The following is a 17,396-nucleotide window of genomic DNA, read 5'->3' as shown; positions in this document are numbered from 1 at the left end:
CTTTCACTCCACATTCTGCACCTGCTCCCGCATCTGTTCGATGAGCACTTTCAGCTCTACCGAAGCAAAGGTTACCTGGCTGTCTCCGGCCTTGGAAGCGAGGGTGTTGGCCTCGCGATTGAGCTCCTGCATGAGGAAATCGAGGCGTCGTCCCGCCGCCTCCCGCCGCTGTAAAACACGCCGTAATTCCGCCAGATGGGTATCCAGACGGTCCAACTCCTCGGCTACATCCTGACGTTGCAGATAGAAGAGCAACTCCTGCTCCCAGCGCCCTGCATCCACCTGCTGTGCCGAATCGTGCAAGCGGGCCTGCAAACGTTCGCGCAACGCCTTTTCCAGGTGTGGCAGGTGATCACGCAGCGCCGCAGTCTGCCCCGCAATGGCATCGACGCGACTGAGCAGCAGTTGCGTCAGGGCGGCGCCTTCCCGCTCGCGTGCCTCCTGCAATCCGGTCAGCGCGGTGTCCAGCAGCGCAAGTACTTCCGCCTCCAGCGCCTCCGTATCGATGCCGGAGGCCTGCACCATGCCCGGCCAGCGCAGTACATCCCAAGGGTTGAAGGCGGTTTCTTCAAATTCCCATATATCCGCCAATTCCCCGTAAAGTCCGCGCAACTCCGTCGCCAGTGCCGTGTTGAGGCATAATGACCCGCCGGCAGCAGGCTGAAAACGTAACCAGGCGTCCACCCGACCGCGCGCCAGCGTTTTTTGCAGGCGGGTCCGCACCGCTGCTTCAAGGGCGCCCAAGCCCTCGGGAAGGCGCAAACCGACGTCCAGAAAACGGTGATTTACAGTACGCAACTCCCAGGCCAGTGTGCCCCAGGCCCCACGACTTTCACAACGGGCGAACCCGGTCATACTGCGTATCATTTTGACGGATCTCCAGCACCATCCCGCGGAAAACGGGCTTCCTCCGGTAAAGTTAGCATACGGCCGCCCGTCCGGCGACATCCTCGCCGGCCTGCCATGTACAAAATACGCGCAAGCCACCTTGACGCCGCCGGGATCCCGAACTACACCTAAACAGCTATATCGAAAAAAACCGGGGCGCCTGACCGGGGTGATCGACGCATCGGGTTCGCGGGCCAGGGTATCGATGTAACTACAGGAGCGTGCCACATGACAGATTCTGAAGAGATGCTGTTTGAATGGGATGAATGGAAAGCGCGGGCATTGGCTCAGGGAGTGCCGGAGGATCTCGCCGAACTGGGCAGAAGGATCATGCGCGACGCATACATGCAACGCTGGCCCGAGGATGTGCTGAGCGACTGCGGCTGGGATGACGATGGCTTTGCCATGCTGGCGCTGGCGCGCGCCAAACCCGCGGAGACCCGCCGCGACTGGGAACGGTTGTATGCGCGCCATCATCGTCGGCCTGCCTGCCCGGTGGAAACAGATCTCCGTCGGAGTGACAAGGCCATCGTGTCGGCTCCCGCGCCGTTACTGATCCGGCCCCCGAAGGCCGAAGGGCAAGCGCGTCAGCCTTAACACCCACGGACACATCCAGAGCAGGCGCCAGAAGATGACGGGCGGAGCCATCGCTCCGACGTAATGGTCGACGACCTGTCCGCCAGCGGCGACGCTGCCGGGTTTCAAGGTCACCGCACCATGCCGCCCAGCGGAACGCACGGTTACCGTGCCCCGCCCTGGCACAACGCTGCTGACCAGCGGATCTATCGTAGCGAATGCGCAGGGTAAAAGGCGGCGAACCCTACCGGTATCCTGTGTGTGGTCAGGGCGACGCTCTTGGCGTCCTCCCGTCCCCATGCCATCATCCAGCGATGATGCCCAATCCCCCATATCCCCCGTCCTCATGAGCGGCCACCACCCCCTGCGCAGCCTGCTCAAGGTCGGCGGCAACACTATGGTGTCACGCCTGTTGGGCTTTGCCCGCGACGTGATTCTGGCGCGACTCTTTGGCGCAGGAGAGATGGCGGATGCGTTTTTCGTGGCATTCCGCGTTCCCAACCTGTTCCGGCGCCTGTTCGGTGAAGGGGCCTTCTCCCAGTCTTTCATCCCGGTGCTGGGGGAATATCGGGCTACACGCCCGGCCAGCGAGACCCGGGCGTTTGTCGCCGATGTGGCCGGGTGGCTGGCCCTTGCGCTGGCGATCGTTACCATCGTCGGGATGCTGGGGGCCAGCGCCGTTGTCTATGCCATCGCCCCCGGTTTCGCAGACAATCCGGACAAGTTTCACCTCACCGTAGAACTGCTGCGCATCACTTTTCCCTACCTTTTCTTTATTTCGCTGGTCGCGCTGGCCGGCGGTGTACTCAACACTTATGGACATTTTACGGTACCCGCCTTTACGCCGGTATTCCTGAACCTCAGCATCATCGCCGCAGCCGTCTTCTGGGCGCCGCACCTGCAACAACCCGCCATAGCGGTGGCCTGGGGGGTGCTTATCGGCGGGGTGGTGCAGTTGCTTTTTCAACTGCCCGCGCTCAGGCGGGTCGGGTACCTGCACTGGCCGCGCCTGCGGCGCCGCGATCCCGGCGTTCGCCAGCTACTGCGCTTGATGGGGCCTGCGGCCTTCGGCGCCTCGGTAGCGCAGATCAACCTGTTTCTGAACACCATCCTCGCCTCCCTGGTGGGGGCCAATGTAGTGTCCTATCTGTATTACTCCGATCGCCTGGTGGAGTTTCCCCTGGGCGTCTTCGGAGTGGCTTTGGGGACAGTCGTGCTGCCGCTGCTCTCCCGCCAGGCGGCAGAGCGTTCGCCGCGATTCCCGCAAACGCTGGACTGGGCCCTGCGTCTCACCTGGCTCATCGGACTGCCCGCTACCGTCGGCTTGCTCATTCTGGCCCAGCCCTTGCTGATCAGTCTGTTTCGTTATGGGGCCTACACGGCGGAAGATGCGCGGCAAAGCGCCTTGAGCCTGATAGGTTATGGCCTCGGTATCCTGCCGATCATTGCGGCACGGGTACTCGCTCCAGCCTTCTACGCTCATCAGAATACGCGCACACCGGTGCGTTTCGCCATGATCAGTGTCGTCGTCAACATGGGTATCAGTCTTATCCTGGCCTGGCCGTTGCAGCAACTGGGCCTGGCTCTGGCAACCAGTACGGCGGCCTTGGTCAACGCCTTGATGCTCTGGCGTCGTCTGCGGCGCGACGGAATTTATCAGGCGCAGCCGGGCTGGCGAGTCTTTTTGCTGAAAACCGGAGGGTTAGCCTTGCTCATGGGGATCGTCCTGCTGTATCTGCGGGGAGATACGCCCCTCTGGCTATCGCTGCCACTCTGGGAACGGCTGTTACGGGTGCTCGGCCTGGTGATTCTCGCTGCCGTTTTATACCTTATGGGTGGATGGTGGCTCGGCATCGGGGAACTGCGCGACTTATACAGACGGAGGTCTATGCATGTCTGATTCAGATGGACCACATGGACATGGGGATACAGTCTTTGCTATTCAACGGCCCGGCCAGGTGAAAGTATTTTCCCTGCGCGAAGCAGAGGCCGTTTTTCCCCTGGTCCGTGTCATTACCGCCCAGGCTTACGATGAGTTGGCGCCGGTACTCGATGCCATGCGCGCCAGCGTGGAGAACCGCGCGGCGCTGACCCGCTACGAGGGCGACTACGAAGCGATCGTTCAGCGATGGATCAACAAGATGGAAAGACTGGGCGTGGTCGTTTCCGGCCTTTGGTTGATCGACTTCGACACCGGCGATGGGTATGTATGCTGGCGGTACCCCGAAGCCGCCCTGAGCTTCTATCATGGCCACGACCAGGGATTTGGCCAGCGCCGCCCCCTGCTGGACATATTGCGGGAACATCCGCCGGGTTGGGCGACGGCCGGCGAAGCTGGGGAATGATGAGAAAGAAAGGGCGGGCGCTGCCCCAACCTAGGGAAATCCACATTTTTAGGCTAAGATGACCGCATTTTTCAGCAAACCCGGACACACCGAAGCGCATGCATTCCTTCCTCCACCACCGCAGCAACCGCGCCGCTGACCTGCCTCAGGCAGTCAGCATCGGCAATTTCGATGGGGTGCATCGCGGCCATCAGGCACTGCTGAAAACCATGCAGGATAGCGGCCTGCCCACTGCGGTGCTCACCTTCGAGCCCCTTCCCCGGGAGTTTTTCCGAGCTGCGGACGCGCCACCACGATTGAGCAGTTTGCGCGAGAAGGTGGTGGCACTCCGCCACAATGGGGTACAGAGCATCACTTGCCTGCCCTTCAATCAGGCGCTGGCCAACCTGCCCGCCGAGGATTTCATTACTCAGATACTGGTCAGGCAATTGTGCTGCGGGCTGCTGAGCGTCGGCCATGACTTCCGCTTCGGGGCGAGACGGCGCGGTGATCTGGACATGCTCAGCCGCTTCGGGCGACAGTATGGGTTTTCGGTGAAAGAGCAGCCCCCCTTTCTGCTCGACGGCCAACGGGTCAGCAGCACCGGCATCCGCGCCTTTCTGCAGAGCGGCGACCTGACCCATGCGGCGTCCTGGCTGGGACGTCCCTATGCCCTCTGTGGGCGGGTCGTGCATGGCGACCATCTAGGTCGGGAACTGGGCTTCCCGACCGCCAACATCCCTCTGAATCGTCGCCCGGTGCCCGTCAAAGGTATCTTTGCCGGACGCCTGTTGAGTCCGAAAGGAAACTGGATCGCCGCCGTCAGTATCGGTCTGCGCCCCACCGTCGGCGGCAAACAGATGGTACTGGAGGCCCACTGTCTGGATGCGGACAGCCCCGACCTCTACGGACAGCAGGTTTCCGTGGAGCTGCACCACAAGCTGCGGGACGAAGAGAAATATATGGATCTCGATACCCTCAAGGCGGCCATCGACAACGATGTCGTGAACACCCGGAACTTTTTCGCCGAACATCCCCAGGACTTTGAATAATCATGGACTATAAGCAGACCCTCAACCTTCCTAAAACCGGTTTTCCCATGCAGGGAAAACTGCCGGAGCGTGAACCCGCGACTCTGACCCGCTGGCAGGAGCACGATCTATACGGGGCGTTGCAGAAGGCGCGTGCCGCAAGCCCCGCGTTCATCCTGCATGATGGCCCGCCCTACGCCAACGGCAAGATTCATATCGGTCATGCGGTCAACAAGGTGCTCAAGGATATCGTCAACAAAAGCAAGCTGAGTGAAGGCTTCCGGGTGCCATATGTGCCGGGCTGGGACTGCCACGGGCTGCCCATCGAAATCCAGGTGGAAAAGGAACTGGGGCGTCCCGACGAAAAAGTCAGTGCCCAGGCCTTCCGCAATGCCTGCCGTGCCTATGCCGAAGGCCAGATTGTCGGGCAACGGCAGGATTTTGAGCGCCTCGGCATCATCGGAGATTGGGGAAACCCCTACCTCACCATGCACTTCCAGGCTGAGGCCAATATCCTGCGGGAGCTCGGTCGCCTGACCGTGAGCGGCCAGGTGGTACGCGGTGCCAAGCCGGTACACTGGTGTGTGGACTGCGGCAGTGCTCTGGCGGAGGCGGAAGTGGAATATCAGGATCGCAGCGATCCTTCCATCGACGTCGCCTTCGTCGTCGCTGACGCCCCCGATCTGAGCCAACGCCTTGGCCTCGCTGAACCCATAGAGGCCAGCGTGGTGATCTGGACGACCACGCCGTGGACTCTGCCCGCCAATCAGGCGGTAGCCCTGCACCCGGAATACACTTACGTATTGCTGCGCTCCGGCAACCGACATCTGATCCTCGCCGCAGATCTGGCAGAAAGCGCCCTCGCCCGCTATGGTCACCCGGAAGCGGAGGTGCTGGCAGAGTTCGCCGGTGTGACGCTGGAGGGCCTCCGCCTCAAACACCCCTTCCTGGATTACGAAGTGCCTGTCATCCTCGGTCGGCATGTGACCCTGGAAGCGGGCACCGGCTGCGTACATACTGCCCCGGCCCACGGCGCGGACGATTATGAAGCATCCCGGCGTTATCACCTGCCGGTGGACAGTCCCGTGCTCGGCAACGGCCGTTTTCAGGACGAACTGCCGCTGGGACTGGGAGGCATCACCGTACAGGAGGCCAATGAGCGGATCCCTGAACTCCTGCGCGGGCGCAATGCCCTGCTCCATTTCGAGAAGATCCGCCATAGTTACCCCCATTGCTGGCGCCATAAGACACCGCTACTCTTCCGCGCTACCCCTCAGTGGTTTATCAGCATGAGCGCCAATGACCTGCGTGAGAAGGCCATCGGCGCCATCGAAGCCACCCGGTGGATTCCCGACTGGGGCAAAGACCGCATCACCGGCATGGTCCACCAGCGTCCGGACTGGTGCATCTCCCGGCAAAGGGCCTGGGGTGTGCCCGTCGCGATCTTCTCCTGTACCCGGTGCGGCGAGCCCCTACGCGATGCCGACACCTTCGAACGTATCGCCCGCGCGGTGGAAACGGGTGGGGTCGATGCCTGGTTCAACCACCCGGACAGCGATTTCCTGCCTGCGGATGCGCGCTGCAGCGGTTGCGGCCACGATCACTTTCACAAGGTCACGGACATTCTCGACGTCTGGTTCGACTCCGGCTGCACCCACGCCTTTGTACTGGAGCAGAGGCCTGAGTTGCACAGCCCCGCCGACCTTTATCTGGAAGGCTCCGATCAGCATCGCGGCTGGTTCCAGTCTTCCCTGCTGGAATCCGTCGCCAGCCGAGGAAGGGCGCCCTACCGGGCGGTACTGACCCACGGCTTCACCGTCGATGGCGAAGGCCGGAAGATGAGCAAGTCCGTGGGCAACGTCATCGCCCCACAGACGATCATCGACCGTTACGGCGCGGACATCCTGCGACTCTGGGTGGCATCGGAGGACTACCGCAGCGAGATCCCCATCTCCGACACCATCCTCCAGCAACTGGGCGACAGCTACCGGCGCATCCGTAATACGGCCCGCTATATGCTGGGCAACACCCACGACTTTAATCCAGCCACGGACGCCCTGCCCACGGCGGATCTGCTGGAAATGGACCGCTGGATGCTGGCCCGTACCGCGCTCCTGCAGGAAGAAATTCGTGCGGCCTACAGCGAATATCAATTCCTCCGCGTCCAGCAGCGTCTGCACCACTTTTGCTCGGTGGAGCTGGGGGGACTCTATCTGGATGTGCTGAAAGATCGCCTCTACACCACCCCCGCAGCCTCGCGGGCGCGGCGTTCGGCGCAGACGGTGCTCTGGCAGATACTCGAAGCCATGGTGGTATGGATGGCCCCCATCCTGAGCTTCACTGCTGAAGAAATCTGGGACGGGATGGGCAATCGCCCATTCTCCAGCGTGTTTTTTGCGCAATATCCGGAAATACCCCTGCCTGCCGACAGCGAAGTCCTGATGGGACGCTGGGAACGGCTCGGTCAGTTGCGGGACGCCGTCAACGCCGCACTGGAACCCCTGCGTCAGGAGAAAAAGATCGGCTCGGGCCTGGACGCAGAAGTCGCCCTCTACGCCAACAGCGAATGGCATGAGTTTCTTGCACCACTCGGCGAGGAGCTGCGCTTTTTCCTGCTGAGCTCCGCGTGTGCCCTGCGCCCCTACGAAGAGCGCCAGGAGGGTTGCGACGATGCGCTTCCGGGCATCGCCATACAGGTCCGGCCCAGTGATGGCCAGAAGTGCGCACGCTGCTGGCACCGCCGCCCGGACATCGGTCTCCATGCGGGGCATCCGGACATTTGCGACCGTTGTGTGGAGAATCTCGCCTTACCCGGAGAAACACGGGAGTTCTGCTGATGCTGCGCTATTTATGGTTATCGTTCGGGGTCATCCTGCTGGATCAGGGCGTCAAACTCTGGCTGAGCCACATCTGGCGGGTGGGGCAGGGCCTTGTCATCATTCCGGGGCTGCTCAATTTTCGTCTCGTCCACAACACCGGTGCCGCCTTCAGCTTTCTGGCGGGGGCTGGCGGCTGGCAACGCTGGCTGCTCATCGGCGTCGCCCTGCTGGTGGTGGTGGTCATCGTCGCCATCCTGCGTCGGCTCAAGCCCGGCGCCACCTGGACCGCCATATCCCTTGCCCTGATTCTCGGCGGTGCGGTGGGCAACCTGATCGACCGGATCCGCCTCGGCTATGTGATCGATTTTATTGGCGCCCACTGGGGCAGCCTCTACTGGCCCTACTTCAACATCGCCGACAGCGCCATCTCCATCGGAGCCGTGATACTGGTCCTGGACGCTTTCCGGCGCCATTAATCCAGAGCAGCGGCAAACCACCATGGAGACTTTTTGCAACAAGGATTAGGGCAGAAAAAACAACGCTGCCAGAGCACATGCCTGTGCCGTGATACGTTCGCTACGGGGCATTGTCGTCCAAACGAGACAGCTTTTTATTCCGGCGACCTGCGTAAGAACGTCGTCATCCTGTTTTTAATGGATAATTTTTGTGGCACGACTATTGCTTGATCCATTCGTATTCATCACCGGAACGCAATGGAGACAGACATGGACAGCACCGCCAATCTTCTGGCCGCCTTACGCCGGGTACGCAGCTTCCCGAGTTACACATCCTTTATGGCTGGCCATGAGCGGCAGCGCATCAAACGCGAACTGCAAAAGCGCCTGCTGCGCTTACGCCGGCAGCGCCAAAGCCACAAGCTTGACCACTTTGCCGCAAAGCGGCAGGAAACACCCGGCAGCTTGCTACAGACCATTCTTCACTGATTAGCGCGAGGCCTGTGTCCAACTCATACCCAGCCCTCCGGCTCGTTGCCCGGCCGCCACTTGATACTGCAGCCCATGCTGGGCAGCACTTCGGCCGGGGGCCGGGCACCTGCCAGCACTGCCGCCACGGCTGCAGACAGGTCTTCACCGGTCACCGGCAGATCATTCCTGGGACGACTCGCATCGAACTGACCGTGGTAGAACAGCCCGCCCGCAGCATCAAAAAGAAAAATATCCGGCGTGCACACCGCGTTAAAAGCCTTGGCAATCTCTTGTTCTGCATCCAATAAATAAGGGAAATGATATCCGGCGCGCCGGGCTTCGACGGGCATTTTTTCCGGCGCATCTTCTGGATAGGTCCGGGCATCGTTGCTGTTGATACCCACCACCTGCACACCCTGCTGCTGCCATTGCCGCGTCAGCTCACCCAGGCGTTTACTGATATGGATCACATAGGGACAGTGGTTACAGATGAAAAGCACCAGCAGGGGCTTGCCCTGCGCCTGCACACTGCACCACTGCCCCGCCTGACCACCGACGGGCAGACAAAATTCGGGCAGCTTGCTCCCGATGGGTAATTCTTTGGCGGTCATAGCCATGTTGGGTCTCCTTTCGAATCATCAGGCCAGTGCCGGCTGCTGCCCCCCGGGAACGGGATGGACGACGGCCTCCAGACGCCAGGATCCGTCACCCAGCAGATGCAGGCAATGCTCATGATGCCGCAACAGACTGGAGCGGTGACCGACACTGATGATGGCGGTTTCCGGCAGTTCCTCGACAAGCATGTGGTAGAGCGCGTCCTCGGCGGGTTCATCCAGTGCCGAACTGGCCTCGTCCAAAAACACCCACTGCGGCTTTTGCAATAGAATACGGGCAAAGGCCAGACGCTGCTGCTCCCCCAGAGATAATACATGAGACCACAAACGGGCGTCATCCAGTTTGTCGGCCAACGCCTCCATGCCGACCAGATGGAGCACCTGCTGCAGGCGGGCGTCTCCGACGCCGGGCACCCCGAAGGGATAGACCAGTACATCGCGCAAAGTACCCAGGGGCAGATACGGCTTCTGCGGCAGGAAGAGCGGGCGGTCGCTCCGGGGCAGTTTCACCTCCCCCTCACCAAAAGGCCAGATACCGGCCAGAGCGCGTACCAGTGTGCTTTTGCCTCCGCCTGACGGGCCCATGATCAGCAGGCGCTCACCGCGGCGCACATCCAGATCCAGGTGATGAATCAATTCCCGGCCATCGGGCAGGCGCACGTTGAGGGCCCGCACAATGAGCCGCGGACCATCCTTGTGCTCGATCTGGTAATGGGTCTCCCGGATGACCCGCACCTCGTCCATCGACTGTTCAAAAAAACGTAGACGGTCGACGACCGCGTGCCAGTTGGCGAGGCTGCCATAACTACTGACAATGAAAGACAGCGCACCCTGCACCTGGGCAAAAGCCGAGGCAATCTGCTGCAAGCCACCAATGCCGATGGCCTTATTGACGAAATAGGCGGGCAGGCTCACCAGAATCGGGAAAATGATCGCCACCTGACCATAACCGGACACCCACCAGTTGAGACGCATGGACCGCCAGATAATCCGCCAGTAGTTGGCATAGACGTTGGCGAACCGTTGCAGAAAATGATGACGCTCCTCCGTTTCCCCACCGTAGAGGGCAATGCTTTCACTATTCTCCCGCAGGCGCATCATACTGAAACGGAAATCCGCCTGATAGCGCTCCTGGTTGAAGTTCAGACTGATCAGCGGCCGCCCGATGAGGGCGGTGAGGATGGTGCCGAGCACCGAATAAATGAGTGCCGCCCAGACCAGATAGCCGGGGATGGTATAGATACTCCCCTGCCAGGGAATGGTGATCATGGCCGACAAATTCCAAAGCATGAACACAAAGGCGGCGAGGGTCGTGGCGGAACTGAGCAGGCCTATCACGATGTTGAGTGTCTGCCCGGTGAAACTGGCCAGATCCTCGCTGATACGCTGATCCGGGTTGTCGGTACCATCGCCCAGCACCTGCATATGGTAAAAGGTACTTTTGGCGAGCCAGGAATCCAGATACTGCCGCGTCAGCCAGCGCCGCCAGCGAATTTCCAGCATCTGGGTAAAAAAGGTCTGGGAGACCGCGGCGATGATATAGAGAGTGGCCAGTCCCAGAAAAATCAGCATCTGGTGCCAGGCGGCGTTCACCGCAAAGCGCTGCAGGGCGTTCCAGAACACCGCGTACCACTCCGTGATGCGATAAGAAATAAACACCATGAACAGATTGAGGAGAATGATGAAGGCAAAGACCCCGCGCGCCACCCAGCGCTCCTCGGAGTGCCACCAGTAAGGTTTGACCATCCGCCACAGGTCACGAAAGAATGCGCCGTTAAACTGCTTCATGCACCATCTCCAAAGAAGTCCTGTTCAGCATTCATACGCTCCTCATCTGCCAACTCCCGCTCACCGCAAATTTTACCCGTCCTCGGGCGATCACCACCGCCCGTAAAGCCCGGGAGGATAGCATGGGTGCTCCCCAGACGGGTATAAAGCCCGCCCAGCCATACGTGGTCTTTGCCGCGGGTGGGGTTTGAAAATGCTCAGGCGCCGTAAAATGCCGGACGAGCGTGCCTCAGGGCGGGCAAGTTACTGCGGCAGCGCTGCAAAAATTCTCCGTCCGCCTGGGCCAGCGCGACCCCCTCGCCCTGATCCAGACGGGCCAGGACCTGACCCCAGGGGTCGATGATCATACTACCGCCAAAGGTCTGACGACCATTCTCGTGCAAACCGCCCTGGTCGGCGGCAAGCACATACGCCTGGTTCTCGATGGCGCGGCTCCGCAGCAGACACTCCCAGTGCGCTGCACCGGTCTGCCTGGTAAAGGCGCTGGGGACGACGAGCAGTTCGGCTCCAGCGTAGCTGCGGTATAACTCCGGGAAACGCAGGTCATAGCAAATGGAGAGACCCAGCCGCCCCCACGGCGTGGCCACGGCCACCGGACTGCTGCCGGGGGCGATGGTACGGGACTCCCGGTAACTTTCGCCACCCGGCAGATCGACGTCAAAGAGGTGCATCTTGTCATAACGTGCCTGACGCTGGCCGGTCGGGTCGAAAACCAGACAGGCGGCATAACAGCGTCCATCAGCGGCGGCCAGAGGCATACTGCCCCCGACCAGCCATAAGCCCAGGCGCTGTGCCTGTGCCGCCAGCCAGGACTGGATCGGGCCATCGCCATCCCTCTCCATGATGGCCAGCTTGGCTTTTTCATCGCGTCCCATCAGGGCAAAATTTTCGGGCAGGAGCACCAGCTCCGCGCCTCCCGCAGCCGCCTGCTCCAGCAGGGATCCGGCGCGGGCGAGGTTATCCGCCACCACGTCCGAAGACACCATTTGCACTACGGCAAGTTGCACCTTCATGGCCTCAGTCCTTCCCGGCCGTGGCCGGCGCATGCACCTGACGCACCACGGGGTGCCCCCAGGGTCCGTCAACCTGATAATGCCATTCTAACGGACATTGCGACTCGCGCCACCCCAGAGGATGAAAGAGAATGGGGGGTGAGGAGATGGCGGATTGAGGTCGAGCAAGTTTTTGGTGATTCCATCCCGACTCTAACGTGACCCGCCAGGCCGACTCGTACCCCGGATTGCCTCCCTTGAGAGCGCACATTAAAAGGGCCGCCTGAGGCTTGCCACAGGCTGGTGATTTCGGCGCTGGCATTCGCCATCTCTCCCTTTGATAGTAATTGGAGAGACGTCGTTATGGAACTGCAATCCCTCTTTCACCGGGTTATCGGACTGGATGTTCATCAGGCCCAGGTCACCGCCTGTGCCATTCTCACGGACCCTGACGGAAACGTTACGATTGAGCGCCGGCAATTTGGTGCTTTTCAGAAGGACCGGAAGGCATTGGCCCTGTGGTGTGCCTCCCATCGGCCCGATACGGTGGTCATGGAGAGCACCGGGATCTACTGGAAGAGTCCCTATGCGGCCCTGGAAAAGGTGGGGATCCAGGCACAGGTCGTGAACGCCAGGCACGTCAAACAGGTCCCCGGTCGCAAGACCGATGTTGGGGATGCAGAGTGGCTCGCCACCCTGGCTCGAGCCGGACTGCTGCGGGGTTCCTTCGTTCCCCCGGCACAACTGCGGGAGCTGCGGCTGATCGCCCGACAGCGGCAAAATCTGGTGGGCATGCTCTCGTCGGAGAAAAACCGCTTGCACAAGGTGCTGACCGATGGCGGAATTCGACTGGGGGTGGTGGTCAGCGATATCCATGGGCAATCGGCCCGGGCCATGATCCAGGCCCTGATTCAGGGGAGTCCCCCGGAGGCCGTACTCCGACTGGCCAGCCGACGGCTCAAAGCCAGCCAGGAGGAGATCCTGGATGCCCTGCAAGGCGAGTTGAGTGCCAGTCACCGCTTTGTCCTGGACGAGACGCTCCGCCATATCGAGTCTCTGGAGGCCCAAATCGCGCGCTTCGATGTCCAACTGCTGGAGGGCTTGAAGCCGCAAAAGAATGCTCTCGAACTCCTGCAGACCTTGCCGGGCATCGATACCGTGGGTGCTGCCTTGCTGCTGGTCGAAATCGGAGACGACATGAGCGTCTTTGGGAGCGCCGATCGACTGGCCTCCTGGACCGGCCTTTGTCCCGGGAACAATGAGTCTGCCGGAAAACGGAAAAGTGGGCGAACCCGCAAGGGCAACCCGTATGTCCGTCGGATCCTCTGCGAATGCGCCCACGCCGCCAGTCGTACCCACTGCGCCCTGCGCTCCAAGTTCCAGAGTCTGGTCGTCCGTAGGGGGCACAAGCGCTCCATCATCGCCCTGGCCCACAAAATGCTGCGCATCATCTACTTCATGCTCTCACACGGCAAGTACTACCGGGATGCCGATACGGACTATGAGGCACTGAGTGTGCAGCGCAATGCTTCTCGCTGGATCAAGAAACTGATCAAATTCGGCTTCCTGCCGCAGCATCAGCCAGCGTAGAGCGTCACTTCGATCCCAATATGGCCACCCGATGGCCAGGGATTGCCGTGCCCATTCCACGGATTTCTTTCACATTAACACCTTACCCGATTTCCCAAAGAGGGCGGGACCCAGTATGGGAAAACGCCCGAGAAGCAGGTCGAAACTCTGCAGCGGGTAAACCTGCAGTTCCATATTCAGGGACTGATGCGCCAGATCGATGGCGCCGCGCCCCGCCATTTCCAGAGCGCTGGACTGAAGAAGCATGTTGCGGGTACGGGCGACACCGTTCTGTATCTGAAAATCGGCAAAAAGCTTTGAGAAGAACAGTCCTCTGCCAAAGAGCGGGCGATAATCAAAGGTGATCACATCTCTGAACAATGTGGTGGGATTGAGGAATACGAGCCAGGAAATATCTGTACCCAGTTTCCGGAGACGGCCATTCCACAGCTTTGACTGGATGTTGCCGCTGAGGTGCGCCACCGAAAAATCCCAGGGCGCGCCCGGCCAGGACACTTGTCCCGCATAATCGGCGCGGCCGTAGTCCAGGGTCTCCATGCCGATGTCCTGCAGAACGGGGGCGATATTGTCGCTGCGGATATTCCCCTGAAAGGCCGACTGACCTGCCCCGGCGCCCTGCCACGATCCCCTGAAATCCCATTGACTGCCCGCCCAATCGCCTTTGATCATGGCGATCTTCCAGCCCGTCGCCGATCGCCCCGCATCCAGCAGCACGTCCCGCACCTTGTGGCCATGCCAATCGAGTTGGGCGATATGAGCGTGGAGCGCCAGCGGGCTGCCAGTTGCTCCCTCCAGCGTCTGCGGAAAACCAGAGGGCGGAACCTGGGGAGATGAAGGCGCCGCGATCCTTAATTTCCGGATATCCAGGCGCAATTGCGCAGAATCCGCCGGCGGTACCGCGCGCGTATATTGCAGGGCACCCGCCACCTGGGGACCGGTCAATTGCAGATGCAGCTTCTCCGCCGCCGCCTGACCGCGCATCCGCACGTCCGGCCAATCCTGTTCAAAAAGCAGCAGGTGCCGCCAATGCAGGTCGAAGCGGATTTCCGGCCATGTACCACGATCCTCTTCGTTCTTCAGCAGACTCAGCCACGGCCATACAGCGAAGCTGTTGGCACTGCCCCGAAGGGAAAATCCGGTCTTGGGCAGCGGCGGGGTGGTTCCCCCACCCAGGCGTGCGGCTCCTGCCTGCCATCGCCAGACCGATGGCCCCCGCTGCCAGGCCAGGACGGCAGACCCCACCGGCAGTCTCAAATCGGCCTGCAGATGACGGGTCACATCGCCCTGACCCTGGAAGGTCAGGTTTCCGCCCTTGCCCGATGCCCAGCTCAAAGGCTGCGGCAAGTCACTGCGCGTCTGGCGCAAATCCGCACCACCGCTGAAATGTAACTCGTTGTTCAGTAACGTCCCACTGCCCTGGTATGGCACAGCACCACGGAAAGCCGTACGCCAGCGCTGCGGCACGGGCAGATCCGCCGCCTGCAATGCACCCTGCAGCGAAAAATCCAGCCGCGGCGCGGTTTCCAGTTGACTGGCCCGCAAACTCGCCTGCATCGGGCCACCGGCAAAAACGCCGTTCAACGCACCGGCCTGAATTTTGTCCCGCTGGAAATAAACCGGCCCCTGCATACCCGTGGCCTGCCAAGCGTCCCAGCCGACCCCCATGTCACGGACATCGACCCGACCATTCACCGCAGTCTTTTCCGGCCCGAAAGGGATGCTGAGGGCTAATTGCAATTGCCCCTGCCCCGTCAGGTGCAGGGGGATATCCGCCACGGACTTGCCTTCCAGTATGGGGGTTGCCCGCAAAAAAGGCAGCACTTTTTCGAGCGCGACCGGCGTATTCACCGTGATCTGCAACGGCGAGGTATGGGGCGCGAACAGATGGTCCAGATCGGCACTGGCGGAAGCCACCGGCACCCCGAAAATATCACCCTGGCGGCTCCGGACGGAGAGATGGTCTCCCCTCCAGAGGAGTTGTGCGTTCATCTGCGACGCCACCGGCCAGTGCGGGGCAAAATGCAGGGTGACGTGGCGGAAATCGGCCTTCAGGGAAAAATGCTCACCCGGCGCCTGGCTCGGCAGGTGGTTCCATGGCCCCTGCCATTGCAGATCGGCATGCTGCACGGATCCCGCCTGAAAGGCCCGCAACAGCCAGTGGCGCAGGGCCGGGCTGATGCCGGTCCGGGGTACGAAATCGGCTATCGCCGTCGCCGGCATATCGTCGAGTCTGGCTCTCAGGCGCAGTTCCTGACCTTGCACCGCCACACTGGCATGCAGGTGACCTGGTCCCTGCAACACGATGGGATCGGCCCGAATCGACCAGTCGGTACCGGCTTTCCGGGCAACGATCCGGGCGGACACTTCACGCAGGCGCAGCGGTGCCGCGAAACGTTGCGGCCAGTCCAGAGTGAACTGCCGACTCGCGAGATGAAGCTGCAAGGCTTCTGGACGAAGGCTGACGTCACCGCTGAGACCCTGCACGCCAAACCAGTTTCCATGGGGCGAGACAGCGACGTCACGCAGTACCGTCTGAAGCTGCCAGGCCGCAGCCTGGTGTCCAGTACCGCCGGAGCGGAAGTGCAGGTTGCGCAAGCTGCCCCGCCACTGTTGCCGGGGTATCCAGCGCAATGGGACGGGCAGGGCCGTTTCCGGCACGCTCCGGAGGAGTGCGGCGGGAAGCAGCGGCGCCTCTATCTGCCATTGCAGGCGACGGCGCCAGTCGAGCCCCAATCGCGCGGCCAGGGGTTGTACAGCAAGTCCTGTCACGTCGGCAAGCTGCAATGTTCCGGAGGAACCCGTTCCATTCCAGCTCAAACGGCCATGGATCTGTGTCCACTGTCTGGCGTCCAGCCCGGCGTCGTGCAGGACAAATTGCCCGCTGGCCAGGCGTGGCACTCCATAACGCCACTGCAGATACCCATGGCTGCTCATGCTTCCGGTCAACGCCGGCAGATGCGTATCCAATTGATGGAGCCAGGACAAAGGCAACGACTCCAACACCCACTTACCGTTGCCCGAGGAGCGCCCCGGACGCGGGAAGATGCCGCGCACTGCGCCGGTGTAACGCAACAGACCCTGGGCTGACCAGCGCACCTGCATCTGCATCTGGGGGCGCAAACCGCCACTGCTCTGCCACTGCACATGCAGGAGGACAGGGTTGGCCTGAGGCTGGGAGCGCCATTGCACGGTCAGGTGTCGGACATCCACATGTGCCCAGTTCAGATCCAGTGGCAGCATTCTTCCACTGGGTCCTGGCTTCTGCCCGGCCACCCGCCAGCCATCGGCTGTTTGAACGACAGACACCACCCCGTCTGCCACGCTAAAATACTGGGCTACCCAGTCCCCCCAAAGCAGGGGCAAGGCGAAAAGGCGCAGATGCACCCCTTGCAGCGTCAGTTCGGGCCGGGACGGCGTACCCACCCGCATCGCCGCCAGTTCCAGCGATGGTCCCCAATTCCAGCCCAGGTGCATGCCCTGTACCGACACCGGCGCTCCCAAAGACCGCGACAAAGACTGTGAAACGTAGGGCCGCAAAAGGTCGAGCCGGGGAACCACCAGGAGATAAAAAGCCCCCGCCAGCAATACCAGCAACGTCGGCACGACGGCCAGCAGCCATCCGCCGAAACGGCGGAGACCGGCAAGGATCAGGCGCAACCGCGACAAGGCACGCCCCTCCCGAGAATCCGGATCATCCGTCAACCCGTCCGATCAACGCCGGTAACAACCATAAGGTAATGAACATGCTCCCTGCTACGATACTTTCTGCTGTGTTACCATCAGGCGTCACACTCCCGCGATATTGGGCAAAATCCTAGCATAAAAACGCCGCATCGTCCTGAGCAGAT

General features: G+C 61.3%; 13 protein-coding genes. 8 read left to right on the top strand and 5 right to left on the bottom strand.

The window, feature by feature from the left end:
* Window positions 1–3: 3 nt before the first annotated feature.
* Entirely contained in the window at window positions 4–867 is an 864-nt protein-coding gene (locus AFE_RS02640) for a YicC/YloC family endoribonuclease (RefSeq protein WP_012536207.1), read from the bottom strand.
* 249 nt (window positions 868–1,116) lie between these two features.
* Between AFE_RS02640 and AFE_RS02635 the strand changes: the two genes are divergently transcribed.
* The 7 genes from AFE_RS02635 to AFE_RS02605 all read left to right on the top strand — a co-directional run bounded on the left by AFE_RS02635 (window position 1,117) and on the right by AFE_RS02605 (window position 8,582).
* On the top strand, window positions 1,117–1,485 hold the full coding sequence (locus AFE_RS02635) for a hypothetical protein (protein WP_012536206.1): 369 nt from the start codon (window positions 1,117–1,119) through the stop codon (window positions 1,483–1,485).
* 277 nt (window positions 1,486–1,762) lie between these two features.
* Window positions 1,763–3,364, top strand: coding sequence for a murein biosynthesis integral membrane protein MurJ (gene murJ / locus AFE_RS02630; protein WP_225487409.1), 1,602 nt, complete (start codon window positions 1,763–1,765; stop codon window positions 3,362–3,364).
* Window positions 3,357–3,809: a DUF2203 family protein gene (locus AFE_RS02625; protein ID WP_009566608.1), complete on the top strand. Its 453-nt coding sequence runs from the start codon at window positions 3,357–3,359 to the stop codon at window positions 3,807–3,809. Before murJ ends, AFE_RS02625 begins: the two co-directional genes overlap by 8 nt.
* A 98-nt stretch (window positions 3,810–3,907) precedes the next feature.
* Window positions 3,908–4,840 carry a bifunctional riboflavin kinase/FAD synthetase gene (locus tag AFE_RS02620; protein ID WP_012536204.1) on the top strand — a complete coding sequence of 311 codons (933 nt, stop codon included), beginning with the start codon at window positions 3,908–3,910 and terminating at the stop codon, window positions 4,838–4,840.
* A 2-nt stretch (window positions 4,841–4,842) separates the two neighbouring features.
* Window positions 4,843–7,656, top strand: coding sequence for an isoleucine--tRNA ligase (gene ileS, locus AFE_RS02615; RefSeq protein ID WP_012606584.1), 2,814 nt, complete (start codon window positions 4,843–4,845; stop codon window positions 7,654–7,656).
* Entirely contained in the window at window positions 7,656–8,114 is a 459-nt protein-coding gene (lspA, locus tag AFE_RS02610; protein ID WP_012536202.1) for a signal peptidase II, read from the top strand. The genes ileS and lspA overlap by 1 nt, the downstream gene beginning before the upstream one ends.
* A 249-nt stretch (window positions 8,115–8,363) precedes the next feature.
* Complete coding sequence (locus AFE_RS02605) at window positions 8,364–8,582, top strand: hypothetical protein (protein WP_012536201.1); 219 nt, start codon at window positions 8,364–8,366, stop codon at window positions 8,580–8,582.
* Window positions 8,583–8,605: 23 nt separating this feature from the next.
* On the opposite strand, the gene AFE_RS02600 is transcribed toward AFE_RS02605, so the two are convergent.
* The 3 genes from AFE_RS02600 to AFE_RS02590 form a co-directional block, all read right to left on the bottom strand.
* A complete protein-coding gene (locus AFE_RS02600; protein WP_012536200.1) occupies window positions 8,606–9,181 on the bottom strand; it encodes a thioredoxin family protein in 576 nt (191 codons plus the stop codon).
* Window positions 9,182–9,202: 21 nt separating this feature from the next.
* A complete protein-coding gene (locus AFE_RS02595; RefSeq protein WP_012536199.1) occupies window positions 9,203–10,966 on the bottom strand; it encodes an ABC transporter ATP-binding protein/permease in 1,764 nt (587 codons plus the stop codon).
* A gap of 197 nt (window positions 10,967–11,163) precedes the next feature.
* Window positions 11,164–11,979 carry a carbon-nitrogen hydrolase family protein gene (locus tag AFE_RS02590; protein WP_012536198.1) on the bottom strand — a complete coding sequence of 272 codons (816 nt, stop codon included), beginning with the start codon at window positions 11,977–11,979 and terminating at the stop codon, window positions 11,164–11,166.
* A gap of 342 nt (window positions 11,980–12,321) precedes the next feature.
* Here AFE_RS02590 and AFE_RS02585 point away from each other — a divergent pair, with 342 nt between their 5' ends.
* Window positions 12,322–13,548, top strand: a complete 1,227-nt coding sequence (locus AFE_RS02585; protein ID WP_012606582.1) for an IS110-like element ISAfe3 family transposase — start codon at window positions 12,322–12,324, stop codon at window positions 13,546–13,548.
* A 69-nt stretch (window positions 13,549–13,617) separates the two neighbouring features.
* Here the strand turns inward: AFE_RS02585 and AFE_RS02580 are convergent, their stop codons facing one another.
* The gene (locus tag AFE_RS02580) at window positions 13,618–17,214 is read right to left on the bottom strand and encodes a YhdP family phospholipid transporter (RefSeq protein ID WP_080513173.1); all 3,597 of its coding nucleotides are present in this window, start codon (window positions 17,212–17,214) and stop codon (window positions 13,618–13,620) included.
* Window positions 17,215–17,396: the final 182 nt, after the last annotated feature.

Source organism: Acidithiobacillus ferrooxidans ATCC 23270, assembly GCF_000021485.1.
Classification (GTDB): domain Bacteria; phylum Pseudomonadota; class Gammaproteobacteria; order Acidithiobacillales; family Acidithiobacillaceae; genus Acidithiobacillus; species Acidithiobacillus ferrooxidans.
Note: the sequence above shows the minus strand (reverse complement) of the source record. Positions and strands in the feature narration are given on the sequence as shown.